The sequence below is a fragment of the Microbacterium sp. TPD7012 genome (assembly GCF_003075395.1).
Classification (GTDB): domain Bacteria; phylum Actinomycetota; class Actinomycetes; order Actinomycetales; family Microbacteriaceae; genus Microbacterium.
Genome location: NZ_QDFV01000012.1, coordinates 35,063 through 47,324, shown reverse-complemented (window position 1 = coordinate 47,324; position 12,262 = coordinate 35,063). Strand labels below are relative to the sequence as shown.

Sequence of the window (12,262 nt, the reverse complement as noted above, 5' to 3'; positions counted from 1 at the left end):
GTCGAGATCGATCACCGYGCTCGGCGGCCGTCTGGGCCAGTCGGGCCGCCAGGCGGTGATCGATCTCGACCGCGGTCACGGATGCCCCGGTCTCGAGGATCGCGAGGGTGAGGGAGCCGAGTCCCGGCCCGACCTCGACCACCCGCTCCCCCGGCTGGACGCGAGCGGCCTGCACGATCTTGCGCACCGTGTTGGCATCGACGACGAAGTTCTGTCCGAGCTTCTTCGTCGGGGTCACGTCGAGCTCGGCGGCGAGGCGGCGGATCTCGGTGGCGCCGAGCAGCGTGATGGTCATCCGTCCATTGTCCCCTACCCTCAGTAGTCTTTCGGGATGCCCTCCCTCGGCGAACTCATCGCGCCCCGCCGCATGGGCCGTGATTTCCGCTGGCTGCTCGCCTCCTCCTGGACGAGCAACGTCGGAGACGGCGTCGCACTCGCGGCCGCGCCCCTGCTGATCGCGTCGATGACCTCGTCGCCGATCCTCGTGGCCGCCGGCGCCATTCTGCAGTTCCTGCCCTGGCTGCTCTTCGGTCTGCACGCGGGCGCCGTCGCCGACCGGTTCGATCGCCGTCGCCTGGTGATGTTCGCCAACGGCGCCCGCGCCGTCGTGCTCGCCGGCCTCTGCGTGTTCCTCGTCACCGGCACCGCGAACATCTGGATCGTGCTCGCGGTCGCGTTCCTCTACGGCACGGCCGAGGTCTTCGTCGACACGGCGGGCAGCACCCTGCTGCCGATGCTCGTGGAGCCGGGCGATCTCGGGCTCGGGAACGCACGACTGCAGGCCGGATACCTGGTCGCGAACCAGTTCGCCGGGCCGCCGCTCGGCGCGTTCCTCTTCGCCGCGGGGACGGCCTCGCCGTTCCTCGTCGAAGTGGTGTGCGTGAGTCTCGCGGTCGTGCTGATCTCGCGCATGGCCAGGACGCCGGTGCCGCCGCGCGACCCTTCGACAGGCTCAGGGACCCAGTCGACAGGCTCAGGGACCCAGGAGCGAACGCACCCTCCCGTACACACCGACATCGCCGAGGGCCTGCGCTGGCTGTGGCACAACCCTCCCGTGCGCATGCTGGTGCTGATCATCCTCGTGTTCAACGTCACGTGGGCGGCGCCCTGGGGCGTGCTGGTGCTCTACGCGACCGAGCACCTGCACATGGGTGCCGTCGGGTTCGGCGCGCTCACGACGGCGTCCGCGGTCGGTGGACTGCTCGCCACCGCATGCTTCGGGTGGCTGGAGCGGCACGTGTCGTTCGCGACGCTGATGCGCGTGGTGCTCTCGCTCGAGGTGCTCATGCATCTCTCCTTCGCGCTCACGACCACCGGATGGGTCGCCCTGGTCATCATGTTCTTCTTCGGCGCCTACGCCTTCGTCTGGGGCACGATCTCGACCACCGTGCGCCAGCGGCTCGTCCCGGCGGAGCTCCAGGGCCGAGTGGCTTCCGTGAACATGGTCGGCGTCTTCGGCGGCATGGTGATCGGGCAGGCCCTCGGCGGCACGATCGCTCAGATCTGGGGCCTCACGGCACCGTGGTGGTTCGCGTTCGCGGGCGCGGCGCTCACCCTGCTGTTCGTCTGGAAGCCGATCTCGCAGATCGTCTCGGCGACTCAGTCGAACGAGCCGTAGACGCGGAGCGTGTTCTCGGCGAGCTGTCGGGAGAGCTCGTCGACGTCGATCCCGAGCTCTGCGGCCATGAAGCGCACGGTGATCGGCACGAGGTACGGGGCGTTCGGGCGACCGCGCAGCGGCACCGGCGTGAGGAAAGGTGCGTCCGTCTCGACGAGGATCCGGTCGAGCGGGGTCACCTTCAGCGCGTCGCGCAGGTTCTGGGCGTTCTTGAACGTGACGTTGCCGGCGAACGACAGGTGGTACCCGGCATCCGCGCAGATCCGCGCCATCGCGTCATCGCCGGAGAAGCAGTGGAAGACCGTCCGCTCGGGGGCGCCGACGCGGCCCAGCGTCTCGAGCACCGCGTCGTGCGCATCGCGGTCGTGGATCTGCATCGCGATGCCGTGCTTCTTCGCCAGCGCGATGTGCGCCTCGAACGACGCGTGCTGCGGCGCGCGGCGCTCCGGCTCCGTGCGGAAGAAGTCGAGACCGGTCTCGCCGATCGCGCGCGTACGCGGGTGCGCGGCGAGCTCGTCGATCACCGCGATCGCCTCATCGAGACGACCTTCCTCGGCGTAGGTCGGCGCGTCGTTCGGATGGATGGCCACGGCTGCCAGCACGCGAAGATCGGATGCCGCCGCCTCGACGGCCCACCGCGACGACTCGATGTCGCCAGAAGCCTGCACGACGCCCGCGATGCCGACGGCCTGGGCGCGGTCGAGCTGCTCGGTGAGCGACAGCCCGTGGTTCTCTGAGCCTGTCGAAGGGTCGCCGTCGAGGATCTCGAGGTGCGCGTGGTTGTCGTACACCGGCACGGCGAGCGGCTCGGGAGCGGCCGGATACTTCAGATCCTTGCGGCCGTCTCCCGAGCGCTCGCGGACGTACGTGTCAGCCATGCGTCAGGCCGTGGACTCCACCCGCGGGAACAGCGGTGCGAGCCCGTTGACGCTCGTGCCGGGGCGCAGGGCGCCCCAGGTGCCGGCCTCGCGGATCGGCTGATCCTGCAGGCGTCCGAGCGTCGCGCCGGCGCCGAGCGCATGCCAGAGCTTCTCGGTGGATTGCGGCATCACCGGCGACAGCAGCACGGCGAGCGCACGCAGCCCCTCGGCGCAGGTGTAGAGCACCGTGCCGAGACGCGCGCGCTGATTCTCATCGCGCGCCAGAGCCCACGGCTCGTTCTCGGTGATGTACCCGTTCAGAGCGTCGACGATGGTCCAGATCGACGAGATCGCCTCGTCGATGCGGAACTGCGTGACGGCGGCATCCGCCTTCGACGCGGCATCCGCGACGATCTTCTGGATCGCGAGGTCCTGCTCGGTGTACTCGGCCGCGGGCGGCACGATCCCCTCGAAGTACTTCTCGATCATCGCCGTGGTGCGCGAGGCGAGGTTGCCGAAACCGTTCGCGAGCTCGGACTGGTAGCGCGCCGACAGGTCCTCCCACGAGAACGACCCGTCCTGCCCGAAGGCGATCGCCGACAGGAAGTAGTAGCGGTACGCGTCGGAGCCGAAGACATCCGTGATCTCGGTCGGCGCGATGCCGGTGAGCTTCGACTTCGACATCTTCTCGCCGCCGACGAGCAGCCAGCCGTGCGCGAAGACACCCTTCGGCACCTCGAGGCCTGCGGCCATCAGCAGCGCCGGCCAGATCACGGCGTGGAAGCGCAGGATGTCCTTGCCGACCACGTGGTACGCGGGCCAGCGACGCTCGAACGTCTCCTCGTCCGAGCCGTAGCCGACCGCGGTGGCGTAGTTCAGGAGCGCGTCGACCCACACGTAGATGACGTGCGACTCGTCCCACGGCAGCGGGATGCCCCAGTCGAAGGTCGAGCGCGAGATCGACAGGTCCTTCAGTCCCTGACTGACGAAGGAGACGACCTCGTTGCGCGCCGAATCGGGGCGCACGAAGTCGGGCTGCGTCCGGTACAGCTCGAGGAGCCTGTCCTGGAACTCGCTGAGCTTGAAGAAGTAGTTCTTCTCCTGCAGCAGCTCGAGCGGCTTCGAGTGGATCGCGCAGACCTTCAGCCCCTCGAAGGGACCGGTGCCGTCGACGATCTCGGATTCGGGCTTGAACTCCTCACAGCCCACGCAGTACAGCGCCTCGTACTCGCCCGCGTAGATGTAGCCGCGGTCGTAGAGACGCTGGAAGAACGTCTGCACGTTCGTCTCGTGGCGCTCCTGCGTGGTGCGGATGAAGTCGTCGTTGGCGACGTCGAGAGTCGTCAGCAGCGGGAACCAGCTCTCGCTGACGAGCTTGTCGACCCACTCCTGCGGCGTGACGTTGTTGGCGGCAGCGGCCCGCAGCATCTTCTGGCCGTGCTCGTCGGTGCCCGTCAGCATCCAGGTGTCATCGCCCGCCTGGCGGTGCCACCGCGCGAGGGTGTCGACGGCCACCGTCGTGTACCCGTGACCGATGTGCGGCACGTCGGAGGGGTAGTAGATGGGCGTGGTGATGTAGAACGATTCGCCTGCGGGCATGGGGTCAATTCTAGGTGGGATCAGGGGTCGAGTTACGCGCTCAGGCCACCGTCACGTCGACCCGGTGCCAACCCTGTGCGCCGTCGGGCGCCGGAGCCGCCGGCTGGTCGGTCTGGGTCTCCCCGTCGTCGCTGATCGCACGGCACTCGATCGCGTGCCGACCGCTCTCAGCGGTCCACGGCAGACGCCACTGCACCCAGGTGTCGGCCGAGATCGCTTCGGCGAGTTCGGCACGCTGCCACTCGCCGTCATCGATGCGGACCTCGACGCCCGCGACGCCGACGTGCTGCTGCCAGGCCATGCCCGCGATGACGGTCTCGCCCGACTCGACGCTGCCTCCGCGGGGCACGTCGATGCGCGACTGCAGCTTGATGGGCCCGCGCTCCGACCAGCCGCGCGTGGTCCAGTACGCGGTGGCCCGATCGAAGCGCGTGACCTCGAGCTGCGTGACCCACTTCGTCGCCGACACGTAGCCGTAGAGGCCGGGGACGACCATGCGGACGGGGAAGCCGTGCTCGATCGGCAGCGGCTCGCCATTCATCCCGATCGCGAGCAGGGCGTCGCGGTCATCCGTGAGCGCCTCCAGCGGCGTCGACGCGGTGAACCCGTCCGACGACGTGGAGAGCACCATGTCGGCATCCGACGAGACTCCCGCGCGGGCGAGCAGTTCACGGACCGGATGGCCGAGCCAGCGCGCATTGCCGATCAGCGATCCGCCGACCTCGTTCGAGACGCACGCGAGCGTGACGTCCGCCTCCTGCATCGGCAGGCTCAGCAGCTCGCCCCAGGAGATCACCACCTCACGGTCGACCATGCCGTGGATGCGCAACGACCAGTCGGCAGGGTCGATCCGCGGCACGATCAGGGCGGTGTCGATGCGGTAGAACTCCGCGTTCGGAGTCACGAGAGGCGCGAGCCCGGGGATGTCGAGCTCGGCACCCGCGGGAACGGAGCCCAGCGGCCGCGCCGCCGAGGGCAGCCGAAGCGCCTCGCGGACCGCTTCGATCGATCGGGTGGCGCCGCGCGCGACGTTGCCGGCGATGAGCGTCACGATACCCACGGCGGCGACCCCCGCGGTCCAGACGAGGAACCGCCGGCGGTCCTCGCCGTCCGGCCCGAGCCCCGCGATCGGCCGCAGCCGGCCGATGAGCGTGCGCACCGCGATCACCGCCACGACGCCGGCGACCAGTCCGGGAGCCCAGGCGAACGGTCCGGCGCCGGGACGGGTCATCGCGACCACGAGCGCAAGCGCGCCGAGTCCGCCCAGGATCACCGCGCCGAGGCCCGATCGTCGCAGCTCCAGCATCCCGGCACCGGCGGCGACGACGGCGAGCACCAGGGCGATGCCCGTGATGAGCGCGATCTTGTCTCCGGTGCCGAACAGCGCGATGGCCGTGTCCTTCGCCCAGGCCGGGGCGAGGTCGATCAACCCGCCTCCGATCACGGCGAACGGGCTGGCGGCGGGTTCGACGATCGCCGCGACCAGTTCCGCGACGCCGACGCCGATGACCGCGGCACTCAGCCCGGCCGCCGCCGACCGCAGGCGGTCGCCGGCGCGCGTCTCGCGCATCGCATGCGTCATGACCCGAGCGTAACCCCGGGCGCGAGCGTCAGAGGCCGTTCCGGCGCGCGACCTCTCCGAGCCAGGCCAGCGACGGCTTCGGCGAGCGCGCGAACGTCTCGTGATCGAAGCCGATCAGCCCGAACGTCGGCGCGAACCCGCTCGCCCACTCGTAGTTGTCGAGGGCGCTCCAGTGCTGGTACGCCCGCACGTCGATGCCGTCGGAGATCGCGCGGTGCAGGCCCTCCAGCGCCCCCTGCGTGTAGGCGATGCGCCGGGAGTCGTCGGCCGTGGCGATGCCGTTCTCCGTGACGAGCACGGGAACTCCGCCGCTGCGCTCCCACGCGCTGCGCACACCCAGCTCGAGCGCCTCGGGGAAGAACTCCCAGCCGGTGAGCGTGGTCTCGACGTCGTCGGCGACCGGTCGCGGGCCCTCCGGACCGATGAAGGTGCGCGTGTAGGCCTGCACCCCGACGAAGTCGTCGCCGGCCGACTGGTCGAGGTACCAGTGGTCGCGCGGGTCTCCGTAGGTGGCGACCATCTCGTCGGCACCCGGCTCACCCGTGGAGTGGAAGGCCTGCGTCGCGATGGTCCATCCTGCCTGTACGCCCGAGACGGAGTGCAGGATCTCGGATGCCCGGTGGTGCGCATCGAGCAGGGTGTCGGCGACCGCGAGGTCGGGGTTCGGGAGCCCGAACGCCACGAGGTTCGCGGCATCCTCTCCCCCGGCGAGCATCGCGGCGATGTTGGGCTCGTTGATCGTGCAGACGTAGGTCACGCCGTCGAGGATCGGCAGCACGGTCTCGACGTAGCGCGAGAACAGGTCGACCGCGTCATCCGCTCGCCAGAAGCCATCCTTCTGGAACCACTGCGGCACCGTGAAGTGCATCAGCGTGACCGTGGGGTCGAGCCCGTTCTCCCGCGCCGTGTCGATCATGCGGCGGTAGTGGTCGAGCATCGCTCGCGACACGAAGCCGCGCTCCGGCTCGATGCGCGCCCACTCCACCGAGAACCGGTAGGAGTTCAGTCCGGCATCCGCCAGCAGGCGCATGTCCTCCGGGTACCGGTGGAAGTGGTCGGCCGCGTCGCCCGAGGGCTCCACCATGGGAGACCCGGGCGCATGCTCCATGGCCCACCAGTTGCTGGTCGTGTTGTTCCCCTCCACCTGATGGGCTGCGGTCGCGGCTCCCCAGAGAAAGCCGTCAGGGAATGTGAGCACGAGTGCTCCTTTCGGTCGTACGTTCGCGATCGCGCGGGGATCAGCGCGCCGCGCGGGCAGGATTGGGCACGGCGTCCAGCAGCTGGACCGTGTACGGATCCTCCGGGTGCTGCAGCACCTCGCTCGTCTCGCCGCGTTCGACGACACGACCGCTGTTCAGCACCAGGATGTTCTCGGTCACGAGGCGGGCGCTGAGCAGATCGTGCGTGATGTAGAGCATGCTGATGCCCCACCGCTCTCGCAGATCCTCGAGGAGCGCCAGCACGCCGGCACGGAGGGAGACGTCGAGCATCGACACGGGCTCGTCGGCGATCAGCACCTGGGGGTCGCTCGCGAGCGCCCGGGCGATCACGACACGCTGACGCTGCCCTCCGGAGAGCTGGTGCGGCAGCTTCGCCGCGAACTGCTCCACCGGCGTGAGGCCCACGGTCTCCAGCAGCTCCAGGACGCGCGCCCTGGCCTCCTGTCCCCGGAGCTTCGTGTAGTTCATGACCGGCCGCGTCAGGGCGTACTCGACCGTGTGCAGCGGGTTGAGCGCGGCGTACGGGTCCTGGAACACCATCTGCACGTCCTTGCGGAGGTCGCGGAGCCCTCGCCGCTTGAGCGAGGCGACATCCGTGTCGCCGAAGCGCACCGAGCCGGAGGTCGGCTTCTCGACGCCGGTGATCAGCTTCGCGATGGTCGACTTGCCCGATCCGGATGCTCCGACGAGCGCCAGCGCCTCGCCGGGTTCGAGCCGGAACGAGACGTCGTCCACGGCGGTGACGGCCTCCTGACCGCGGCGCGGTGCCGGGTAGCGCTTCGACACGCCCTCCACGACGATCGCCGCATCGGCGCGCCGGGAGTCGCGCTCCGACACGGTCGGCACGGTCTCGGTGACATCGGTGCGGGAGCGGCCTTCACGACGCCGGGTCCCGAGGTCGACGAAGCCCGGGATGGAGATGGTCTTCGCACGCGGATCGGCGTAGTGGCTCAGCAGCATCCGGGTGTACTCGTCGCTCGGGTCCTCGAGGATCTTCCGGCTCGGCGCATCCTCGACGATCCTCCCCTCGTGCATGACCATCACGCGATCGGTGGCCTCGAGCACGATGCCGAGATCGTGGCTGATGAGGATCGCGGTGAAGTGCTCGGCGTGCTGCAGCTCCTTGATCGTGTCCATCACGGCGTGCTGCACGAGCACGTCGAGCGCGGTGGTCGGCTCGTCGAACACCATGAGCTGGGGTTCGAGCGACAGCGCAAGCGCGATCGACGCGCGCTGCCGCATGCCGCCGGAGAGCTCGCCCGGGTAGCGCTTCAGCACCTCGGCGTCGAGTCCGACCTTGCCGATCAGCTCCCTGGCACGCGCATCGCGGTCCTCGCGCGGCACGTGTCCGTGGGCGGCGAAGATGTCCTGGAAGTGCGCGCCGACGGAGCGCACCGGGTTGAGCGCGTTCATGCCGGACTGCAGCACCATGGCGAAGCCGCCCTGACGCTGCTGCCGCAGCTCCTCGGTGTCGAGCTCGCGGATGTCGCGGCCTCCGAACAGGATGCGTCCGCCGCTGATGCGGGCGGGCGGCTTCTGCAGGCGGGTCAGTGCGAAGCCGAGCGTCGACTTGCCCGACCCCGACTCGCCGACCAGGCCGACGAACTCGCCGCGCCGCAGCGAGAAGGACACGTCGTGCACGGCCGCGACCGGCGTGGTGCCGGGCGAGGCGTACTCGACCGACAGGTTCTGCACGTCGAGCAGGATCTCGTCCTGCTCGGCGGGCGTCTGTGCGGAGACGGTCATCGTCCCTTCCCCTCTCGCAGGCGCGGGTTGGATATGCCGTCCACGCCGAAGTTGATGAGTGTGAGGCTCAGCGCCAGCAGGGCGATGCAGAGACCGGGGGCGAACAGCAGCAGCCACTGACCGGTGAGCAGCGAGTTGGAGTTCTGCGCCCAGTAGAGCATGGTGCCCCAGCTGACGATGCTGGAGTCGCCGAGACCGAGGAACTCGAGGCCCGCCTCGGCGAGGATCGCGGCCGTCGCCGCTCCGAAGAGCGTGCCGGCGATGATCGACGTCATGTTCGGCAGGATCTCCCGGAAGATGATGCGCGCCCTGCTGTCGCCGGAGAACTGCGCCGAGGTGACGAAGTCGTTTCCGCGGAGGGACTGCGTCTGGCTGCGGAGCACACGCGCGCCCCACGCCCATCCGGTGACCACGATCACGGCGATGATCATCAGGATGCCGCCGTTCTGCAGATACGCGGCGATCACGATCATCAGCGGCAGGCCGGGGATGACGAGGAAGAGGTTGACGATGAAGCCGACCACGTCACCGCCGAAGCCGCGCATGTACCCCCAGGTCAGTCCGATGAGGATGGCGACGATCGTCGAGAGGACGCCGGCGGCGAAGCCGACCAGGATGCTGACCTGCGAGCCGTAGATGAGCTGGCTGAGCACGTCCTCCCCCGCCGCGGTCGTGCCGAGCCAGTGCGCCGCCGAGGCGTCGGCGTTGCGGTCGAAGTCGTTGTCCTTCGGCCCGTAGGGCGCCAGCACCGGGGCGAAGATCGCCACCAGCACGAAGACGGCGAGGATGCAGAGCCCCAGGCGCGCCTTGCCGTTGGACCAGAGGGTGCCGACCATCCGTCCGAAGGCCCGCCAGGGGCTCGGAGCGGCGATGCGGTCGGCCGGGATCTTGACGTTCATCGTGGAGGTCATCGGCGGGTCCTCGGGTCGAGTACCCCGTAGAGGATGTCTACGAGGAAGTTGGCGATGAGCACGCTCACGGTGATCATCAGGAAGAGCGCCTGCATGAGCGGGTAGTCCTGCCCGATCACGGCGTTGAAGAGCAGGTATCCGATGCCGGGGTACCCGAAGACCTGCTCCACGAGGATCGACCCGCCGACCACCCCGCCGAGCGTGAGCCCGAATCCGGTGAGGTTGGGGAGGATCGCGTTGCGGGCCGCATAGCGCAGAGCGATCGTGCGACCGCGCAGACCGTTCGCCTCGGCGAAGGTGATGTAGTCCTCGCCGAGCGTGTTGATCATGGCGTTGCGCATGCCGATGATCCAGCCGCCGAGCGATGTGAGCAGGATCGTGAGAGCCGGCAGGATCGCGTGCAGCAGCAGATCGCCGATGAACTCGGGGGTGAAGCCGGGAGTCGTCGTCGCGGAGTATGCGCCCGTCGTCGGGAACCAGTGCAGCACGTAGCCGAAGAAGAACAGCAGCAGCAGCGCCGTCCAGAAGTAGGGGAACGTGCTGAGGAACGATCCGGTGAGCGTCGGCAGGCTGTCGAGCCAGGTGCCCCGGCGCCAGGCCGCGGCGACACCGATGAGTGTGCCGATCACGAACGCCAGGATCGTGACGATCCCGACCAGCCCGATCGTGTACGGCAGGGCGGTCGACACCATGCTCGACACGGACTGCGGATAGAACGTGTACGAGACGCCGAAGTCGAGACGCGCCACCTGGCCGAGATAGGCCACGTACTGATCCCACATCGAGCCGGTCGGCACGCCGAGCTGCGCCTCGATCGCCGCACGCGTGGCGTCGGAGACCGGCCCGTTCTGCGACAGCTTCGCGATCGCCGCGTCCGCGGGCGACCCGGGCATGAGACGCGGGAGGAAGAAGTTCAGGGTGATCGCGGCCCACAGGGTGAGCACGAACAGGCCGAGCTTCTGGAAGACGTACTTCACTGGCCCTCCTCCTTGACTCGCTCGAGCCGCGTGAAGATCATCAGCGGCGCGTTGTCGTAGTTCTGCGGGATCATGTACGGGTCCTCCGCGGTGGGCCAGCCGGTGAACTTGGCGTCGCTGAACAGCCCCCAGATGCCGCCGTAGTAGAGGCCGATGACCGGCATCTGGTCGTAGACGATGCCCTGCAGCTCGTGCACGATCTCCGCCTGTCGGGCCGTGTCGACGGTGCCGCGGTACTCCGCGAGCAGCGCGTCGGCCTCCTCCGAGCGGAATCGCTCGAAGTTGTTCGCAGTGGCCTCGCCGGACGGCACGTAGAACTCGCTGGAGAGCAGGTTGTTGTAGGCCTGGTAGACGTCTCCGCCGCCCATGCCGCCGATCGCCATCTCGAAGTCGCCGTTGCTGATCGCGCTCTGGTATCCGGCCGGCTGCGGGAGCTTGAGACTGACCTTCACGCCGACCTCGGCGAGCTGGCGCTGCACGGTCTGCGCGGCCCTGGTCCAGTCGGAGTAGCCGTTCGCGGTGGTGATCGCGAACTCGAGCTGCTCGCCGTCCTCGCCGACCAGGCGATCGCCCTCGAGCGTGTACCCCGCCTCGGCGAAGGCTGCGAGCGCGGCATCCGCGTCCTGCGTGAGCATCCCCTGGTCGGGGATCTCGGGATCGAGGTACTCCTCCTGGTTCGGCAGGATGAGTCCGGTCTGCCCCGCGGGTTCCATGTAGCCCTCGGATGCCGTCTCGGCGATCTCCTCACGATCGAGGGAGAGGGCGATGCCGCGACGCACGTTCACGTCGTCGAACGGGGCGACCTCGAGGTTCGGCAGGAGCGCGATCACGCCGCCCGGCGGGAACCACCAGGTGTTGTCCGGACTCGCCGCGCCCCACGTGCCCTCGACGTCGGAGATGAACGAGTACGACCAGTCGTAGCCGCGGCTGACGGTGTCGAGCTGCGAGTTCGTCGCGGGCAGGATGATGTGCTCGATGTCGATCTTGTCGGCCTGCCAGTAGTCGGGGTTCTTGTCCACCGAGTACTGCTGGTCGTTGTAGTTGCCGAGCACGAACGGCCCGGTGCCCACCGGGTCCTCGTTGCGGTACGTGCCGGGATCCTTGACGTCCTCCCAGAGATGCTCCGGGACGATCATGGTCTGGCCGAGGATCGTCAGCGCCGGGGCGTCGTCGCCCTGCAGGTGGAGGGTGACGGTGTCGCCGTCGGTCTCGACGGTGTCGAGGTGCTGCCAGGCCCCCTTGATGTCGAGCGAGGGATTGTCCTTGAGCATCTGGAAGGTGAAGGCGACGTCGTCGGCGGTGAACTTCTCGCCGTCGCTCCAGGTCACGTCATCGCGGAGCGTCATCACGATGGTGCGGGCATCTGGTTGCTCCCACTCGGTCGCGAGCCAGGGGTTCAGCGAGCCGTCGAGGTTGTTCATCAGGATCAGCGGCTCGTAGATCCACCGCGAGGCGGTGCGCGTGTTGGTGAGGTAGGGATTGAAGTTCTGGGTGAAGAACGGATTGCCCTTGTCGGCGTTGATCAGCATCGTGTCCGCACCGATCGAGGGATCGGGCTGCGACGTGATCTGGATGCTGCATCCGCTCAGCACGACCGCTGCGCCGGCGAGCGCGACGACAGCCGCTCTCCGCCAGCGTCGGAACATGTGCGTGCCCGACACTCTGTCCGTCTTCGACAACTTTGTCACCATGGGTCGATTGTAAGCGCATACATTTTGCGACGGCAACCCCTTGACATCGATCGCGGAC

Annotated in this window: 10 protein-coding genes; 1 reads left to right on the top strand and 9 read right to left on the bottom strand. The window is 68.6% G+C overall.

Features of this window, described 5'->3' with window-relative positions; translation table 11 throughout:
• On the bottom strand, positions 1 to 295 hold a 295-nt coding region (locus tag DC434_RS19785), incomplete at its 3' end, for an rRNA adenine N-6-methyltransferase family protein (protein WP_279303220.1).
• Positions 296 to 331: 36 nt separating this feature from the next.
• On the opposite strand from DC434_RS19785, the gene DC434_RS19780 reads away from it, so the two are divergent.
• Positions 332 to 1,618, top strand: coding sequence for an MFS transporter (locus DC434_RS19780; protein WP_116637034.1), 1,287 nt, complete (start codon positions 332 to 334; stop codon positions 1,616 to 1,618).
• Here the strand turns inward: DC434_RS19780 and DC434_RS19775 are convergent.
• Genes DC434_RS19775 through DC434_RS19740 form a run of 8 tightly spaced genes read right to left on the bottom strand, consistent with a single transcriptional unit; the run spans position 1,600 to position 12,204 of the window.
• Positions 1,600 to 2,496, bottom strand: coding sequence for a TatD family hydrolase (locus DC434_RS19775; protein WP_116637033.1), 897 nt, complete (start codon positions 2,494 to 2,496; stop codon positions 1,600 to 1,602). The genes DC434_RS19780 and DC434_RS19775 overlap by 19 nt on opposite strands.
• Before the next feature lie 3 nt (positions 2,497 to 2,499).
• Entirely contained in the window at positions 2,500 to 4,077 is a 1,578-nt protein-coding gene (metG, locus tag DC434_RS19770) for a methionine--tRNA ligase (protein ID WP_116637032.1), read from the bottom strand.
• Between the two features lie 40 nt (positions 4,078 to 4,117).
• Complete coding sequence (locus DC434_RS19765; RefSeq protein WP_243409031.1) at positions 4,118 to 5,659, bottom strand: molybdopterin-dependent oxidoreductase; 1,542 nt, start codon at positions 5,657 to 5,659, stop codon at positions 4,118 to 4,120.
• Positions 5,660 to 5,687: 28 nt separating this feature from the next.
• Positions 5,688 to 6,857 carry a family 1 glycosylhydrolase gene (locus DC434_RS19760; protein WP_116637031.1) on the bottom strand — a complete coding sequence of 390 codons (1,170 nt, stop codon included), beginning with the start codon at positions 6,855 to 6,857 and terminating at the stop codon, positions 5,688 to 5,690.
• Between the two features lie 40 nt (positions 6,858 to 6,897).
• On the bottom strand, positions 6,898 to 8,625 hold the full coding sequence (locus DC434_RS19755; protein WP_116637030.1) for an ABC transporter ATP-binding protein: 1,728 nt from the start codon (positions 8,623 to 8,625) through the stop codon (positions 6,898 to 6,900).
• Entirely contained in the window at positions 8,622 to 9,536 is a 915-nt protein-coding gene (locus DC434_RS19750; protein WP_116637029.1) for an ABC transporter permease, read from the bottom strand. The genes DC434_RS19755 and DC434_RS19750 overlap by 4 nt, the downstream gene beginning before the upstream one ends.
• Positions 9,533 to 10,513, bottom strand: a complete 981-nt coding sequence (locus DC434_RS19745) for an ABC transporter permease (RefSeq protein ID WP_116637028.1) — start codon at positions 10,511 to 10,513, stop codon at positions 9,533 to 9,535. The genes DC434_RS19750 and DC434_RS19745 overlap by 4 nt, the downstream gene beginning before the upstream one ends.
• Complete coding sequence (locus tag DC434_RS19740; protein ID WP_243409030.1) at positions 10,510 to 12,204, bottom strand: ABC transporter substrate-binding protein; 1,695 nt, start codon at positions 12,202 to 12,204, stop codon at positions 10,510 to 10,512. Before DC434_RS19740 ends, DC434_RS19745 begins: the two co-directional genes overlap by 4 nt.
• Positions 12,205 to 12,262 lie beyond the last annotated feature (58 nt).